The following is an 18,116-nucleotide window of genomic DNA, read 5'->3' on the forward strand; positions in this document are numbered from 1 at the left end:
GGTTACAAACGACAATAATTTACGGCGCAGCCATAATTTCCCTGGTGTTGGCGCAGTATTCGCGCACCCCGGTTAATCCGGGGTCATTTTTTTCCGTTCTTTGCCACCCACGCTTTCAGCACTTCAACATCGTGACGCCACTCTTGTTTCATCTCTTCAATCCATTCACCAACGTTATCTTCCCATGCCGGGAGATCCGGTGACTGAATTTGCTGCCCCAGTTGCTGTAAGTGACGAAGCCCAACGGAACCCGCTGCACCTTTGATTTTATGCCCTTCCTCAACAATGCCTTTTTGATCGCGCGCAGTCAGATTAGACTGCAACACGCTCATATATCCGGGCATCATCTTCTCGAAGACAGCAAGACCATCGGTAATTAGCTTCGGTCCAACAAGTTCGAGATATTGTTCCAACATTGGAATATCAAGTAACTCTTGCGATTTGCTATTGTCATCAGGTGCCACCGTGCTCTCCTCTTCGTCCTGAGTATCCCAGAACTTTTTGATCATCGCGGTTAATGCCGGAACGGACAGCGGCTTACTCAGCACATCATCCATCCCGGCATCCAGGTACTCTTTTTTATCTTTCAGTACGTTGGCAGTAAGTGCCACCAGCGGTGGTAAATCATCACGAGAGTAGCGGCGAGTTAACTCGCGAGAAATATCAAGGCCAGTCATATCTGGCAGTTGGATATCCAACAACACCAGGTCATACTCGCCTGGCTTAAACATCTCCAGCGCCGCTTTACCTGTCATTGCCACATCAACACTATTGCCTAATTTCTCCAGCACTGAACGGGCAACAATAACGTTTAATTCGATATCCTCCACCAGTAACACATTTAACGCTGGCAGCGGCAGATCATCTTCTTCGAACACATCGTCAACTTCTTCAGCTACCGCTGGTGCACGCACGGTTAGGGTAAACACCGAACCCTGCCCCGGTACGCTGGAAACACTAATATCGCCGCCCATATCCCGCGCCAGACGGCGAGATACAGCAAGCCCGATCCCTGTGCCGGTAGCAGGTTTTCCACCCTGGCTATCCTTCACCTGATAGTACATAGCAAAGATTTTATCCTGCTCTTCTTGCGGGATACCGATCCCCGAATCGGCGACTTCAAAGTGCAGCATCTCACCTTTATCGTAGCGAACCCGCACTTCAACTTTGCCCTGCTGGGTGAACTTAACGGCGTTACTGATAAGATTCCACAAGACCTGACGCAAACGCGTGCCATCGGTAATCACCTGATGCGGCAGCGGTAAGGTTGGCTCCATCACAAAACGCAGACCTTTTTGTTGCGCCTGCAGGCCAGAAAGATTTTCTAAATCGGCAAGGAATCCGGTGAAGTCGATGGGTTGATTATCAAGCTGGACTTTGCGACGCTCAATTTTATCCATGTCAATAATATCATTGAAGATATTACCCAGTGTCACTGCAGAAACATGGATCGTTTTAAGATATTTTTCCTGCTCGGCGTTCAGATCGGTATCCAGCAAAATTCGGCTCAGGCCTACTATACCGTTAAGCGGTGTGCGTAATTCGTGGCTGATAGTGGAAATAAAAGTAGTTTTATCGCGACTGGCTTGTTCCAGCGCATCCTGGTAATGCTTGCGCTCTGTAATATCGCGACCAAATCCCATTAACCCATGACGTTTACCAACCCGGTCGTAATAAGGCACTTTCCGGATCTCAAAACAGGCTTTACGCCCATCCGGGTACTGTAACCACTGTTCATAAGAGAGTGACACGTTGTGGCGAAAAACTTTTTCGTCGGTTTCAATCACCTTTTCAGCAACATCCGGGGCATACACATCCTGTGGTTTCAGATGTACCAGTTGCTTTTCGCTTTTTCCGGTCAGGAGTTCCATTGCGCGGTTACAGCCTGAAAACTCCTTATCTTCGTTGCGATAAAACACCAGATCTGGCGAAGCATCGAGGAAAGAACGTAAAAAAGAAGATTGCTGTTCCAGTTGGATCTGCGTTTCTTCGCGCTCTTTAATTTCAATTTTCAGTTGTTCAAAGGTTTCCTGCAACTCGGCTTCGGCTTTTTCACGAACGGCGATTTCCTGATTTAGCTGGGCAATATTATCTTTTAACTGAACGTTGAGGCTCAAATCGCGCTCGCGCATCTCCTCCAGTTTTTGCACCAGCCGTGACAGACGTTGTCGTGACTCCTCCAGTTGCTCGACGACCACCGAAAGAAAGTAGACCGCCCACGGCGTAATCAGCAGACCAAAGAAAATAGAACGAATAACATCAATGCTTTCAACCTGACCATGTAGCACCATGGTCACTGCCATTTGTACCACAATGGCGAGTACAACGAGGGCCAGCGCCAGCAGCATTGAGAAGCGCACCAGACCTAATTTCATCATCAGATCAACATAGTACTGCGCCAGCAGACGAATTTGCTTCATTGGGGAATTCCTTAACGACAACCTGCCACAATAATACCCAATTCTGACAGTTACGTTGAAAATTGTGTGAGAAATGCGGAATTCCCCGCATCAACTAAAGAGAAGGTGGCACCCACGGACGTCCCAGCGCCGATCCCTGTACGCCATGTTCATTCAGATAGCGATCCAGCTCGACCATTCCCGTCCAGCGATTTTCACACCACAGCGGAGCAAGCAACGTCGGGCGACGGGCGCTGGCGGAAATGCGGTGGTAGATGACTTCCGGTGGCGTATGGCGAATCATTTCTCCGGCGGTGACCGTGTAATCCACCAGTTCAATACCATTCAAACGCCCCGCTTCCCAGGCTTTCGCCATAATGCTGCCTTTCACAATATGCAGCGGATGCAGCTTTATACCATCTACGCCGGTTTCAACCACTCGCGCCAGCGTTTGCAAACATTCCGTCTGCCCTTCGCCAGGCAGGCCGACAATTAAGTGAGAACACACCTTCAGTCCACGCTGACGTGCCAGTTGGGTCGTACGCTGATAACAGGCAAAATCATGACCACGGTTAATACGATGCAGCGTTTTGTCGTGTGCGGTTTGCAACCCCAGCTCCAGCCACACCTCGTAGCCCTGGTCTTTATATTCGCAAAGCAGATCCAGCACCGCATCCGGCACGCAGTCCGGGCGGGTACCAACACACAAACCGACAATATTGGCCTGGCTCACCGCCTGCTGATACATAGAACGCAGCACCTGAACTTCGGCAAAGGTGCTGGTATACGCCTGAAAGTAGGCCAGATAGCGTTTAGCGCGGTTAACTAAATTCGCCTGGTGCGCCAGTTGTTCGGCAATGGAGCGGTGTTGCTGCGCTTCGTCGGCGAACGAGGCAACATTACAGAATGTGCAGCCACCTCGCCCGATGGTTCCGTCACGGTTAGGGCAGCTAAAACCGCCGTGCAGCGTCAGCTTATGCACCTTTTGCCCATAACGACGGGTGAGATCACCACCAAACATATTGACTAATTTCTGTAACTGCATAATCTGATAGACCGCGCCTTGAAAAGAGGCCAAAGCCTGCCAGTTTTAGCTCAATTCGGCGATGACCTGGATCAATCGCCCCGCCCCGCTTTTATTAATTGCATAATTAATCAAAATTAACGAAATTTCATGCATAATCACTTTTGCTTATCTTGTGCCATATTTTTTTATCTCCTTATGGGTTTTAGTCAAAAACAGTAGTATGAAACGTCATTACTCATTAATGCAGTATAAAATACTGCTTTTCTCGTCAGTTCAAGGCAGGATAAGGGTTAACACGCCTTTATGACAGTCAGGAATTGGCTGTTTCTCTAACGACGCCCCTTTTAGCCTTAAATAGAAAATCCATTTTAATTTCAGCCAATTAATAAAGAATTTTGCGCTAAAGCACATTTCTGTACCAATAAGCTTGCCATTTGACCTGTATCAGCTTTCCCGATAAGTTGGAAATCCGCTGGAAGCTTTCTGGATGAGCAGCCTGCTCATCATATTTATGCAGTAATTGAGATCCCCTCTTCACCGTATTAACCGATGCGAAAAGGACAACAAGGGGGCGAATGCGAGGCACGCGTATGAAACGCAAACCCCGTCGCCACGCTCTTTCTGTGCCCGTGCGCAGCGGTTCGGAAGTGGGGTTCCCGCAGAGCCTGGGGGAGGTTCACGATATGTTGTACGATAAATCCCTTGAGAGGGACAACTGTGGTTTCGGCCTGATCGCCCACATAGAAGGCGAACCTAGCCACAAGGTAGTGCGTACTGCAATACACGCACTGGCCCGCATGCAGCACCGTGGCGCGATTCTCGCCGATGGTAAAACCGGTGACGGTTGCGGCTTGCTGTTACAAAAACCGGATCGCTTTTTTCGCATCGTTGCGCAGGAGCGAGGCTGGCGTTTAGCGAAAAACTACGCCGTCGGGATGCTCTTCCTGAATAAAGATCCTGAACTCGCCGCGGCCGCACGCCGCATCGTTGAAGAAGAGCTGCTACGCGAAACCTTGTCGATTGTCGGCTGGCGTGATGTCCCCACCAACGAAGGCGTGCTGGGTGAAATTGCCCTCTCCTCTCTGCCGCGCATTGAGCAAATTTTCGTTAACGCCCCAGCAGGCTGGCGTCCGCGCGATATGGAGCGCCGTCTGTTTATCGCCCGCCGCCGCATAGAAAAGCGTCTCGAAGCAGATAAAGACTTCTACGTCTGTAGCCTGTCGAATCTGGTCAATATCTATAAAGGTCTGTGTATGCCGGCGGATCTGCCGCGCTTCTACCTGGATCTTGCGGACCTGCGCCTGGAATCAGCCATCTGCCTGTTCCACCAGCGCTTCTCCACTAACACCGTACCGCGCTGGCCGCTGGCGCAGCCGTTCCGCTATCTGGCGCATAACGGCGAAATCAACACCATTACCGGTAACCGCCAATGGGCGCGCGCCCGTACTTATAAATTCCAGACGCCGCTGATCCCTGACCTGCACGACGCCGCACCGTTCGTCAACGAAACCGGTTCTGACTCCAGTTCCATGGATAACATGCTGGAACTGCTGCTGGCGGGCGGGATGGATATCATCCGCGCCATGCGTCTGTTAGTGCCACCCGCCTGGCAGAACAACCCGGATATGGACCCGGAGCTGCGCGCGTTCTTCGACTTTAACTCCATGCATATGGAGCCGTGGGATGGCCCGGCGGGGATCGTGATGTCCGATGGTCGTTTTGCCGCCTGTAACCTCGACCGTAACGGTCTGCGTCCGGCGCGCTACGTCATCACCAAAGATAAGCTCATCACCTGCGCCTCTGAAGTTGGCATCTGGGATTATCAGCCTGACGAAGTGGTCGAAAAAGGCCGCGTAGGGCCGGGTGAACTGATGGTGATCGACACCCGCAGTGGGCGCATTCTGCACTCGGCAGAAACCGATGACGATCTGAAAAGCCGCCATCCATATAAAGAGTGGATGGAGAAAAACGTCCGCCGTTTGGTGCCGTTTGAAGATTTGCCCGATGAAGAAGTGGGTAGCCGCGAACTGGACGACGACACGCTTGCCAGCTACCAGAAACAGTTTAACTACAGCGCGGAAGAACTGGACTCTGTGATCCGCGTCCTGGGTGAAAACGGTCAGGAAGCCGTCGGTTCGATGGGCGACGACACCCCATTCGCCGTGCTCTCCAGCCAGCCGCGTATTATTTACGACTACTTCCGTCAGCAGTTTGCCCAGGTCACCAACCCGCCAATCGACCCACTGCGTGAAGCGCATGTTATGTCGCTCGCCACCAGCATCGGGCGTGAAATGAACGTCTTCTGTGAAGCAGAGGGCCAGGCGCACCGTTTAAGCTTTAAATCGCCGATTCTGCTCTACTCCGATTTCAAACAGCTCACGACGATGAAAGAGGAGCACTACCGCGCAAATACGCTGGATATCACCTTTGACGTCACTAAAACCACGCTCGAAGCGACGGTCAAAGAGCTGTGCGACAAAGCAGAACAGATGGTGCGTAGCGGCACCGTGCTGCTGGTGCTTTCTGACCGGAATATCGCTAAAGATCGCCTGCCGGTTCCGGCTCCGATGGCGGTTGGCGCGATCCAGACTCGTCTGGTCGATCAAAGCCTGCGTTGCGATGCCAACATCATCGTCGAAACCGCCAGCGCCCGCGACCCGCACCACTTCGCCGTGTTGCTGGGCTTCGGCGCGACGGCTATTTATCCGTACCTGGCCTATGAAACGCTGGGCCGCCTGGTAGACACCCACGCGATTGCCAAAGATTATCGTACCGTGATGCTCAACTACCGTAACGGCATCAACAAAGGCTTGTACAAAATCATGTCCAAAATGGGCATCTCCACCATCGCGTCTTACCGCTGCTCGAAACTGTTTGAAGCGGTCGGTCTGCACGATGATGTAGTGGGCCTGTGCTTCCAGGGGGCGGTCAGTCGCATTGGTGGGGCGAGCTTTGAAGACTTCCAGCAGGATCTGCTGAATCTCTCGAAACGTGCCTGGCTGGCGCGCAAGCCTATCAGCCAGGGCGGCCTGTTGAAATACGTCCATGGCGGAGAATACCACGCCTACAACCCGGACGTCGTACGCACACTGCAACAGGCGGTACAGAGTGGCGAGTACAGCGACTATCAGGAATACGCAAAGCTGGTTAATGAGCGTCCGGCAACCACACTGCGCGATCTGCTGGCGATTACACCGGGTGAAAACGCGGTCAACATTGCTGATGTTGAACCGGCAAGCGAACTGTTTAAACGCTTCGATACCGCCGCGATGTCTATCGGCGCGTTAAGCCCGGAAGCCCACGAGGCGCTGGCGGAAGCGATGAACAGCATCGGCGGTAACTCGAACTCTGGTGAAGGGGGTGAAGATCCGGCGCGCTACGGCACTAACAAAGTGTCGCGCATCAAGCAGGTGGCTTCTGGTCGCTTCGGTGTTACTCCGGCGTACCTGGTCAATGCTGACGTCATTCAGATTAAAGTCGCCCAGGGCGCGAAGCCGGGCGAAGGCGGTCAGTTGCCGGGCGACAAAGTCACTCCTTACATCGCCAAACTGCGCTATTCGGTGCCCGGAGTGACGCTGATCTCTCCGCCGCCGCACCATGATATCTACTCTATCGAGGACTTAGCGCAGCTCATTTTCGACCTCAAGCAGGTTAACCCGAAAGCGATGATCTCCGTGAAGCTGGTGTCCGAACCGGGCGTTGGCACCATCGCCACGGGTGTAGCGAAAGCTTATGCCGATTTAATCACCATCGCAGGCTATGACGGCGGCACTGGCGCAAGTCCGCTTTCATCGGTGAAATACGCAGGCTGTCCGTGGGAGCTGGGGCTTGTTGAAACCCAACAGGCGCTGGTTGCCAACGGCTTGCGTCACAAGATCCGTTTGCAGGTCGATGGTGGCCTGAAAACCGGCGTCGATATCATCAAAGCGGCGATTCTCGGCGCAGAAAGCTTCGGCTTCGGCACTGGCCCGATGGTGGCACTCGGCTGTAAATATCTGCGTATTTGCCATCTGAACAACTGCGCCACGGGTGTAGCAACTCAGGATGACAAGCTGCGTAAGAATCACTATCACGGCCTGCCGTTCAAAGTGACCAACTACTTTGAGTTTATCGCCCGTGAAACCCGCGAGCTGATGGCACAGCTGGGCGTAACGCGTCTGGTGGATCTGATTGGTCGCACCGACCTGCTGAAAGAGCTGGACGGTTTCACCGCCAAACAGCAGAAACTGGCGCTGTCGAAGCTGCTGGAGACTGCCGAGCCGCATCCAGGTAAGGCGCTCTACTGCACCGAAAACAACCCGCCGTTTGATAACGGCCTGCTGAATGCGCAGTTGCTGCAACAGGCGAAACCGTTTGTTGATGAACGCCAGAGCAAAACCTTCTGGTTCGATATTCGCAACACCGACCGTTCTGTTGGCGCGTCGCTTTCAGGCTATATCGCCCAAACGCACGGCGATCAGGGGCTGGCAGCCGATCCGATCAAAGTGTACTTCAACGGTACCGCAGGCCAGAGCTTCGGCGTGTGGAACGCGGGCGGCGTGGAGCTGTATCTGACGGGCGATGCTAACGACTATGTTGGTAAAGGCATGGCGGGCGGCTTAATCGCCATTCGTCCTCCGGTTGGCTCAGCCTTCCGCAGCCATGAAGCAAGCATTATCGGCAACACCTGCCTGTATGGCGCGACCGGTGGTCGTCTGTATGCCGCAGGCCGCGCGGGTGAACGATTCGGCGTGCGTAACTCCGGTGCTATCACCGTGGTAGAAGGCATTGGCGATAACGGCTGTGAATATATGACGGGCGGTATTGTCTGTATTCTGGGTAAAACCGGCGTTAACTTCGGCGCGGGCATGACCGGCGGCTTCGCTTACGTTCTCGATGAAAGCGGCGATTTCCGCAAACGCGTTAACCCGGAACTGGTCGAGGTCTTAAGCGTTGACTCCCTGGCGATCCATGAAGAGCATCTGCGTGGTCTTATCACCGAGCATGTTCAGCATACCGGTTCCCAGCGTGGTGAAGAGATTCTGGCTAACTGGTCAACCTTCGCCACGAAATTTGCGCTGGTTAAACCGAAGTCCAGTGATGTAAAAGCACTGCTGGGTCACCGTAGTCGTAGCGCAGCAGAGTTGCGCGTGCAGGCGCAGTAAGGGGTAGCAACAATGAGTCAGAATGTTTATCAATTTATCGACCTGCAGCGCGTTGATCCGCCAAAGAAACCGCTGAAGATCCGCAAAATTGAGTTTGTTGAAATTTACGAGCCGTTTTCCGAAGGTCAGGCCAAAGCGCAGGCTGACCGCTGTCTGTCGTGTGGCAACCCATACTGCGAGTGGAAATGTCCGGTACACAACTACATCCCGAACTGGCTGAAGCTCGCCAATGAGGGGCGTATTTTTGAAGCGGCAGAACTGTCGCACCAGACTAACACCCTGCCGGAAGTTTGCGGACGTGTCTGCCCACAGGACCGTCTGTGCGAAGGTTCCTGCACGCTGAACGATGAGTTTGGCGCGGTGACCATCGGCAACATTGAGCGTTATATCAATGATAAAGCGTTCGAAATGGGCTGGCGTCCGGATATGTCCGGCGTGAAGCAAACCGGTAAAAAAGTGGCGATTATCGGCGCAGGCCCGGCAGGTCTGGCGTGTGCGGATGTCCTGACACGCAACGGTGTGAAAGCGGTCGTCTTCGACCGTCACCCGGAAATCGGCGGCCTGCTGACCTTCGGTATTCCGGCCTTCAAGCTGGAAAAAGAGGTAATGACGCGCCGCCGTGAAATCTTCACTGGCATGGGTATTGAATTCAAACTCAATACCGAAGTGGGCCGCGACGTACAGCTGGACGATCTGCTGAGTGATTATGATGCCGTATTCCTTGGCGTCGGGACTTATCAATCAATGCGTGGCGGACTGGAAAACGAAGACGCCGATGGCGTGTACGCAGCGCTGCCGTTCCTTATCGCCAACACCAAACAGTTAATGGGCTTTGGTGAAACCAACGACGAACCGTTTGTCAGCATGGAAGGTAAACGCGTGGTGGTACTTGGCGGTGGCGATACCGCGATGGACTGCGTACGCACGTCTGTACGCCAGGGGGCAAAACACGTTACCTGTGCCTATCGTCGTGATGAAGAGAACATGCCGGGTTCCCGCCGCGAAGTGAAAAACGCGCGGGAAGAAGGTGTTGAGTTCAAATTCAACGTCCAGCCACTGGGTATTGAAGTGAACGGCAACGGCAAAGTCAGCGGCGTGAAAATGGTGCGCACAGAAATGGGCGAACCGGATGCCAAAGGCCGTCGCCGCGCGGAGATCGTTGCAGGTTCCGAACATATCGTTCCGGCAGATGCGGTGATCATGGCGTTTGGTTTCCGTCCACACAACATGGAATGGCTGGCAAAACACAGCGTCGAGCTGGATTCCCAAGGCCGCATCATCGCCCCGGAAGGCAGCGACAACGCCTTCCAGACCAGCAACCCGAAAATCTTTGCTGGCGGCGATATCGTCCGTGGTTCCGATCTGGTGGTGACCGCTATTGCCGAAGGTCGTAAGGCGGCAGACGGTATTATGAACTGGCTGGAAGTTTAAGCTCTGTCCCAGCGCCGCCTCCTCAGAAAAGAGTCGGCGCTGAAATTCTCCTTTCGTTCTGGAAAGCGCCTCGCATAATCTGAAGAAAACCAATGTAATACGCACATCTGGATTGTTACCGGCAGATGCCCGGCGTATAGCTGATTCCATTATTCAACACTGCGCCATATAAAGGGACAGATAATGGAATCGCTCTCAGAAGGAACCACAGCAGGCTACCTGCAAATCCACGACGGCATTATTCATCTGGTCGATAGCGCCCGAACGGAAACGGTACGTAGCGTTAACGCGCTGATGACCGCGACATACTGGGAAATTGGCCGACGAATTGTCGAATTTGAACAAGGTGGCGAGGCCAGAGCAGCTTATGGTGCACAGCTAATCAAGCGACTATCAAAGGATTTAAGTCTAAGGTATAAGCGTGGGTTCTCTGCAAAAAACTTACGCCAAATGAGGCTTTTTTACCTCTTTTTTCAACATGTTGAAATTCGCCAGACAGTGTCTGGCGAATTAACACCATTGGGAATTCCGCAGACACCGTCTGCAGAATTCCCATCGGCAAAGATTTGGCAGACGCTGTCTGCCAAATCGTTCCCCCTGCCCTGGTCCACCTACGTCCGTCTACTTTCCGTTAAAAATGCTGACGCCCGCAGCTTTTATGAAAAAGAGACGCTCCGCTGTGGCTGGTCTGTTCGCCAGCTAGAACGGCAAATTGCGACCCAATTTTATGAGCGAACACTACTGTCACATGACAAATCAGCCATGCTGCAACAACACGCTCCTGCCGAGACGCATATTCTTCCGCAACAGGCGATACGCGATCCCTTTGTGCTCGAATTTCTGGAATTGAAAGATGAATACTCAGAATCCGATTTTGAGGAGGCGCTGATCAATCACCTGATGGATTTCATGCTGGAACTTGGGGATGATTTTACCTTTGTTGGTCGACAGCGAAGGTTACGCATTGATGACAACTGGTTTCGTGTCGATCTGCTGTTTTTCCACCGCCGTTTACGCTGCCTGCTAATCGTCGATCTAAAAGTGGGCAAATTCAGCTATAGCGATGCCGGACAGATGAATATGTATCTCAACTACGCCAAAGAGCACTGGACGCTACCGGATGAAAATCCGCCCATCGGTCTGGTTCTCTGTGCAGAGAAAGGAGTCGGAGAAGCGCATTATGCTCTGGCAGGTTTGCCTAACACCGTTCTGGCAAGCGAATATAAGATGCAACTACCTGATGAGAAACGACTCGCAGATGAACTCGTTCGAACACAGGCGGTGCTAGAGGAAGGCTATAGACGCCGTTAATTTCAGCGGTTTCGAATTCTGCAGACAGTGTCTGCAGAATCTTTAAAACGAACTAAGTTTTAAGCCATTAAATCAGCCTTAACCTTCACCACAACCTTTTTAATCTCTCCAGGTTCGCCGACAACGCATCCTGGTTTATGCGGTTCTCCCGGCATAAACACGGCGAACATTCCCGGTTTTAAGATGATGGTTTGCTCGTTTTCAATGGCGCTGCAAAGCTGGTAATCATCTTCATGGTGGAACTCTTCACACTGGCGCGCAGTGCCTGCCATGCCAAACAGAATCCGTTCCTCACCGTTTAACAACAGCTGGATATCAATGTATTGCTCGTGCAATTCCGCTTTTTTCTCGACGGGCGATTGAGTGTTAAACGTCATGACATTCATAAAGATATTGTCACCCTGTAATTCGTAACGACCCGGTGCCTTTTCTTGCGGCCTGGCGGCTAATGCCAGCGTTAACGCGTCCTGTAACGCAGGATGTAATCCGGCAGACGGTAATGACTGTACTTCACCCATCATCATAATTTTTCTCCCTGGGCCAACAGCGCAGCCCCAAGTAAACCTGCATCATGGCGGTAGTGCGCCGCCAGTAAATCAACATGAAATGCTGCTGGCTCCTGCGCCAGATATGTTTCCACCAGCGCCAGATACCCTTCTGCCAGACCAACGCTGCCACCGACCACTACGCACTGGCAATCAGTTGTGGCTTTAATATCAGCGATCAGCCTTGCCAGCACGCGTGCGGAGCGGTGAATCAGCTGCTGCGCTTGTTCATCACCCTGTCCGACTCGCTTGAAAATAGCTTTCGCATCCGCACCCGCCAGTTCACCCTGTGCCGCCGCCGCAATGCCGCGACCAGAAGCAATCGCCTCCACGCAACCTGTGCGTCCACAGCCGCAGACTGGACCATGAGGATCAGCCAGCGTATGCCCGATGTGCCCCGCCAGACCGCCAGGGCCGGTGAGCAGTTTGCCGCCGCTCACTACACCGCCGCCAACACCAGTGGAAACGGTGATAAACACCATATCGGTTATATCGCCTTCCAGCCCCTGATACTCCGCCCACGCTGCGGCCTGCGCGTCGTTAATGGCAATGGTCGGCAAATCGGTAAGTTGTTCCAAAGTTTTGACTAACGGAAAGTGTAGCAATCCACCGAGATTATGCGGATTCAGCGCCAGCAGGCTGCCGTCACGAATAATTCCGGTAGAAGCGATGGCAACCTGCTGCGCATGCGCTTGTAACGGAGAGACTAATGCGGCTAAGGCTTCACGCAAGGCTTCTGGTGTCTGGCTGGCAGGCGTAGGAAGTTCACGGCGATCGCGGATCTGCCCATCAGCGCCAATCAGCGCGGCAGCAAGTTTAGTACCGCCGATATCAATCGCCAGTGTAGTCATAGCACCGCCTTTTTCATCGCTGTGTTGTACCACTGACAAATGTGTTCAAGACGCGTGATAGCAGAACCGACCGTCACCGCCCATGCACCGTGGCGCATCGCATCCGCCGCCTGAGCAGGCGAGTTGTAACGTCCTTCGGCAATCACCCGACATCCGGCGTCGCTTAATGTTTTTACCAGTGCCAGGTCTGGCTCTTCTGGCGTTTCAGGCGTGGTATAGCCAGAAAGCGTAGTACCAATAATTTCGGCTCCCAGCTTTTGGCAAGCCAGGCCGTCTTCCGGCGTTGAACAGTCGGTCATCGCCAGTAAACCGTGATGGTGAATACGCGCCAGTAGTGTTTCAACTGGAACCGGGCGCGGTCGGTCAGTGCCGTCAATCGCGATAATATCCGCACCCGCCTGCGCCAGTGCATCAACATCTTCAATATAGGCCGTGATGCGTACCGGAGAATCCTCCAGATCGCGCTTCACAATCCCGATAATCGGCACGCTCACCACCGCACGCGTGGCTTGTAGATTTGCCACACCTTCAATGCGAATGGCAACCGCGCCCGCCTGCTCTGCCGCTAATGCCATAGCAGCGACGATTTCCGGTTTATCGAGCGGGCTGTCCGGAACCGGCTGGCAGGAGACAATCAGGCCACCGTTAGCAGCGATTTTTTGATCCAATTGTGCAAGTAACGACATACATCTTCCCTTAGCAAAAGGCCCGGTCCAGGACCGGGCAACAGGATTAACTTTTGGTTTTGACTAAATCGTTTTTAGCGCTGCCAAACGGTACGGCACCGCTAAATGGTTTGCCGTCGATAGCGTCATGAGTACGCAACGCTTCCGGGCGCAGCCAACGCTGAACGCGGGAAGGCATATCCAGACCAATCAGCAGGATCACCACAAATGTAAGACTGAACGAAAGCGATCCCAGAGCAGTGCCCAGATCCAGACGTTGAGCGATCAACGCGCCGAGGATTGGGGCCAGTGCACCACCCAATGCGCCAACGTTGTAGGTAAAGCCCAGCCCCGCCGCACGCTGGTCGGTATCGAAATAACCGCCGATCAGTTTCGGTAAAATCCCGGAGATGCCCTGACCAAGCATTTGCTGGAAGAACAGTAACAGACCGAGCACCCAGACGTTTGCACCACCAATTGCAAATACCGGAATAATCAACAGTTGCGAGGCCAACAGGCTACAAACGTACGCTTTGCGGGTTCCCAGCCAGTCACCGAGGAAGCCACCGACGCAGCAACCCACCGCCGCGCCAAAGCCACTAAAGAACAGCACATTGGCAACCGTATGCGGGTTATAAGCAAGTTCAGTTTTAAGATACGTTGGCAGCAGAGCCTGAATCGGCCACGAGTAGAGGAAAGCAAATAACACGACCACCATCAGCATTACGCCCGTTGGCCAGCGTTTGCCCGTACTCTGCACCATAAAGCTGATAAAGATTGCGGCGCATAACAGCCCGAGAACTGCGACGATTGCGGCATTTTGCAGGTTACCGGCGAAGCAGAACCACAGCGCAGTGGCCGCCGCCAGTGTCATCACGATATTGGCGATACGATGTTCACCACGGTAGAGAATATCCACCATTGTGCGTACTGGTGCTTTACCTGCGTGTTTCTCTTTCCAGTCTTCCGCTTCCGGGATGTTTTTACGCAGCCAGAGAGCAAAGATGATTGGTAAGATGCCGATAAAAAACAATGCACGCCAGCCCCAGAGCGGAACCACCAGGCTGTAGACCTGAGCGGCAACGACGGCACCCACCGAGAAGCCGGAAATCAGAAAACCACTGGCTTTGTTACGCAGATGTTTTGGCCAGCTTTCAATGACATAGGTAGCGCTGGAACCGTATTCACCCGCCATCCCCATGCCGATGACCAGACGAGCAATAAACATGGTGATGTAGCCTGGCGCGAAGCCACAAGCCAGCGTCCCGACCGAGAAGAGAACGATACTGGTGACCATTGCCAGACGACGCCCGTAGCGGTCACCCATAGCGCCGAGCATCAGGCCGCCGAACCAGCGAGAGATAAAGGCTGCGGAGATCAGACTTGCCGCCTGTACCGTCGTCAGCCCGAATTCACCTTGTACTTCGGTGAGTACCAGGGCGATTAAAACGAAATCAAAACCGTCAAGCAGATATCCCAACCAGGCAGCGGAAAATGCGCGCCATTGTGCGCGGTTGAGATGGCGATACCACGGGATATTCTGGGTTGTAGTACTCATTGTGAGTCTCCCGCGGTGGGCGATGCCCACACGCTTTGGTATAAAAATTGTAGGGTACAGATGCGCTTATTTCCCCTCACCCGGTAGGGGCGAGCGAGGGGAAACAACTCACCCGCGCTCTTGCATCAACTGCTGGGCCAGCACCTTCAGTTCTGGCAGATATTTTTCATCTACCGGACCAAACGGTTTGCGGCACAGCGGCACAGAAACGACATCCATATAATGCAGGACCGTTTTCAGGCCGCGGAATACGCCCGTTTTGATCAGTAAATCAATGACTTTGTTGCACTCAGTTTGCAGTTTCTGCGCGGTCTGGATATCCCCTTCTTTCAGCGCCTTCACGATACCCTGATAACGCCAGCCCATAATGTTGTAAGTACTGCCGATACCACCATCAGCGCCCGCCAACAAACCAGAAGCAAAGATTTCGTCGTAACCGTTATAGAGCACCAGATCCGGATGTTCACGACGGATCTGCTCCATCTGATAGAGATCGCCAGAGGTCTGTTTCAGCGCGCCGACACCAGGCAACGTAACCAGAGTGTTAATCTGATCCAGGGTCAGTTTAACGCCGCTTAACGCCGGAATGTTGTACACCACCATCGGCAACCCATCCGCCGAATCAATAATTGCCCGATAGTGATCGCAGTGTTCTTCAAAGCTGAAAGGGTAGTAGAACGGCGTGACGGCGGAGACGGCATCGAAGCCATAACGTTTGGCTGAAGACGCTAGCTGTTGGCTTTCAGCAGTGCTGACGCAACCTACATGAGCGATGAGTTTAATCTTGCCTTTCGCCTCTTCGGCGACGATTTCCAGTACCTGTTCACGCTCGGAAAGGCTTTGTACAAAGGCTTCGCCGGTCGACCCCCCGACATATAAGCCGTCAATGCCCTGCTGAATATTGAACTGAACCAGGCGACGCAGACTCGCTTTATCCAGTGCTTGTTGTTGATCAAAAGGAGTCAGGAGTGCAGCCATTACGCCACGTAAATTCGTTGCCATAAATACCTCTGAAGTGATGCTTGTCTGATAAACGATATACCTTTATACCTGTTATACCAGATCAATTAAGCAACACCCCATACAGAAAGCTTATAATGCGATCTGCTTCACTAAAGTGGCATTATTTCTTTTTGTGGGTGGTTTGGCCGAAGGCGTGCCAGGTGGCAGAAACGCTGTTGAGATGCGATTGCAACGCGCGATCGGCTTCATCGGGATCGTGGCGGCGGATCGCGTCAACGATCGCAATATGCTGTTGATAGCTAACGTTGTTATGCTCGTGCAGAGCCTGATCAGCTACGGTTGGGCGCGCGGCGATCAGCCAATCGAGCAGGGCAACATGGATCGCCATAAAGATCGGGTTGCCGGGGATCTCCGCCAACACGCGGTGGAAATCAACGTCTGAACGAATGAATGCCGCGTTGTTATCCAGCGACTGACTGTTGATTTCCAGTGCTTTTGCCAGCAAATCAATTTGCTCATCGGTGGCATGTTCAGCCGCATAGCGCACCAGGCTGGATTCAAAGAACAGACGTAATTGTTCGAAATGGGCAATCCCGCCAGGATGAGAAAGGAAATCTTTCGCCATGCCGGAAAGCTCGCCGATGATGGTGTCCGCCGAAGGACGCGAGACGCGGGCGCGTTCTCCATTGTTTATTTGCACCAGACCTTTTCGTTTTAATGCTGCCAGCGCTTCACGCACCGAAGGTCGCCCGACGTTAAAGAACGCCATCAGTTCGCGCTCAGACGGCAACTGCTCACCTTCGCCAAACTCGCGGCGGCGGATCATCTGCTCCAGCTCTTCTTCCACCATTTCGGAGAGTTTTTTACGCGCCAGCGGGCGGCTGCGCAAGTTGCGACCGATAGTAGTAGTAGAATCTTCAGCTTGCGGATCAAATGCGTTCATAAGGCTCTTTCTGGGAAAATGCGTTAACGGATAATAACGAAGTTATCGTAACACAGTATCAAAATCAGACGAAAAGAAGGTAGATAGCAAAACAGGCCACATGGGCCTGTTTATCATTTATTTCACAACCCGCAATGCCGGGCGTCCACCTCGTGGAGGCTGTGGCGGCTCGTCATCAGGATTATTGTCATCGTCATGATCGGGCTTATCACCGTCAATGACCGACATCACCGTCTCGCTTTCATCAGCAGAAGTGGTTTCGTCATCATTCTGGCTTGCGATTTCTTCGTCGTAAGCCGCTTCCGGCTCAAACATAGTGCCCGCACCATTTTCTCGTGCATAAATTGCTAACACGGCTGCCAGCGGAACATAGACCTGGCGAGGAACGCCACCAAAGCGCGCATTAAAACGCACTTCATCATTTGCCAGTTCAAGATTTCCCACGGCACGCGGTGCAATGTTCAGAACAATTTGCCCATCACGCGCATATTCCATCGGGACTTTCACGCCGGGAAGCGTCACATCCACCACCAGATGCGGTGTGAGCTGGTTATCCAGCAGCCATTCGTAAAATGCACGAAGCAGGTATGGCCGACGTGGTGTTAGCTGTGACAAATCCATACAGATTAACTCCGACCGAGGCGCATTTCGCGTTCGGCTTCTGTTAAGGAAGCGAGGAAGGAATCACGTTCAAAGACGCGCGTCATATAGCCTTTCAGCTCTTTCGCGCCCGGACCGCTGAACTCAATCCCCAGTTGCGGCAGACGCCACAGCAGCGGTGCCAGATAGCAGTCTACCAGGCTGAATTCATCGCTCAGGAAATAAGGCTTCTGACCGAAAACTGGTGCGACAGCCAGCAACTCTTCGCGCAGCTGTTTACGCGCAGCATCAGCTTCTGCATTAGAACCGTTCATGATGGTATTCATCAGTGAGTACCAGTCTTTTTCGATACGGTGCATGTACAGGCGGCTTTCACCACGTGCAACCGGGTAAACCGGCATCAGCGGCGGATGAGGGAAACGCTCATCAAGGTATTCCATAATGATGCGAGATTCCCACAGGGTCAGCTCACGATCAACCAGGGTCGGTACGCTCTGATTCGGGTTGAGGTCAATCAGATCCTGAGGCGGATTGTCCTTTTCCACGTGTTCGATCTCAAAGCTAACACCTTTTTCAGCCAGCACAATGCGGACCTGATGGCTATAGATGTCAGTAGGACCAGAAAACAGCGTCATTACCGAACGTTTGTTGGCAGCGACAGCCATGAAAACCTCCAGGT

At 53.0% G+C, this 18,116-nt stretch carries 13 protein-coding genes; 3 read left to right on the forward strand and 10 right to left on the reverse strand.

The window, feature by feature from the left end:
- Positions 1-83 precede the first annotated feature (83 nt).
- Complete coding sequence (arcB, locus tag EFER_RS16055; RefSeq protein ID WP_000809750.1) at positions 84-2,420, reverse strand: aerobic respiration two-component sensor histidine kinase ArcB; 2,337 nt, start codon at positions 2,418-2,420, stop codon at positions 84-86.
- Positions 2,421-2,514: 94 nt separating this feature from the next.
- Positions 2,515-3,444 carry a tRNA modification radical SAM protein MnmL/YtqA gene (gene mnmL, locus EFER_RS16060; RefSeq protein ID WP_015953766.1) on the reverse strand — a complete coding sequence of 310 codons (930 nt, stop codon included), beginning with the start codon at positions 3,442-3,444 and terminating at the stop codon, positions 2,515-2,517.
- Positions 3,445-4,109: 665 nt separating this feature from the next.
- Here mnmL and gltB point away from each other — a divergent pair.
- The 3 genes from gltB (at position 4,110) to EFER_RS16075 (ending at position 11,312) form a co-directional block, all read left to right on the forward strand.
- Positions 4,110-8,570, forward strand: a complete 4,461-nt coding sequence (gene gltB / locus EFER_RS16065; protein ID WP_048814579.1) for a glutamate synthase large subunit — start codon at positions 4,110-4,112, stop codon at positions 8,568-8,570.
- A 12-nt stretch (positions 8,571-8,582) separates the two neighbouring features.
- Entirely contained in the window at positions 8,583-10,001 is a 1,419-nt protein-coding gene (gene gltD, locus EFER_RS16070; RefSeq protein ID WP_000081666.1) for a glutamate synthase subunit GltD, read from the forward strand.
- 183 nt (positions 10,002-10,184) lie between these two features.
- The gene (locus tag EFER_RS16075; RefSeq protein ID WP_000445105.1) at positions 10,185-11,312 is read left to right on the forward strand and encodes a PDDEXK nuclease domain-containing protein; all 1,128 of its coding nucleotides are present in this window, start codon (positions 10,185-10,187) and stop codon (positions 11,310-11,312) included.
- 59 nt (positions 11,313-11,371) lie between these two features.
- Here the strand turns inward: EFER_RS16075 and nanQ are convergent, their stop codons facing one another.
- The 8 genes from nanQ to sspA form a co-directional block, all read right to left on the reverse strand.
- Positions 11,372-11,836, reverse strand: a complete 465-nt coding sequence (gene nanQ / locus EFER_RS16080) for an N-acetylneuraminate anomerase (protein WP_000979880.1) — start codon at positions 11,834-11,836, stop codon at positions 11,372-11,374.
- Positions 11,833-12,708, reverse strand: coding sequence for an N-acetylmannosamine kinase (nanK, locus tag EFER_RS16085; RefSeq protein WP_000209044.1), 876 nt, complete (start codon positions 12,706-12,708; stop codon positions 11,833-11,835). The genes nanQ and nanK overlap by 4 nt, the downstream gene beginning before the upstream one ends.
- Positions 12,705-13,394, reverse strand: coding sequence for an N-acetylmannosamine-6-phosphate 2-epimerase (locus EFER_RS16090; RefSeq protein WP_000054238.1), 690 nt, complete (start codon positions 13,392-13,394; stop codon positions 12,705-12,707). The genes nanK and EFER_RS16090 overlap by 4 nt, the downstream gene beginning before the upstream one ends.
- Positions 13,395-13,440: 46 nt before the next feature.
- Positions 13,441-14,931, reverse strand: coding sequence for a sialic acid transporter NanT (gene nanT / locus EFER_RS16095; protein ID WP_000108485.1), 1,491 nt, complete (start codon positions 14,929-14,931; stop codon positions 13,441-13,443).
- A 108-nt stretch (positions 14,932-15,039) separates the two neighbouring features.
- Positions 15,040-15,933 (reverse strand): N-acetylneuraminate lyase, encoded by an 894-nt coding sequence (nanA, locus tag EFER_RS16100; RefSeq protein WP_000224720.1) that lies wholly within the window; start codon positions 15,931-15,933, stop codon positions 15,040-15,042.
- Between the two features lie 121 nt (positions 15,934-16,054).
- Complete coding sequence (gene nanR, locus EFER_RS16105; protein ID WP_000990913.1) at positions 16,055-16,837, reverse strand: transcriptional regulator NanR; 783 nt, start codon at positions 16,835-16,837, stop codon at positions 16,055-16,057.
- A 117-nt stretch (positions 16,838-16,954) separates the two neighbouring features.
- Complete coding sequence (gene sspB / locus EFER_RS16110; RefSeq protein ID WP_000366121.1) at positions 16,955-17,458, reverse strand: ClpXP protease specificity-enhancing factor; 504 nt, start codon at positions 17,456-17,458, stop codon at positions 16,955-16,957.
- Between the two features lie 5 nt (positions 17,459-17,463).
- Positions 17,464-18,102, reverse strand: coding sequence for a stringent starvation protein SspA (sspA, locus tag EFER_RS16115; RefSeq protein ID WP_000257287.1), 639 nt, complete (start codon positions 18,100-18,102; stop codon positions 17,464-17,466).
- Positions 18,103-18,116: the final 14 nt, after the last annotated feature.

The organism is Escherichia fergusonii ATCC 35469 (assembly GCF_000026225.1).
Taxonomy (GTDB): domain Bacteria; phylum Pseudomonadota; class Gammaproteobacteria; order Enterobacterales; family Enterobacteriaceae; genus Escherichia; species Escherichia fergusonii.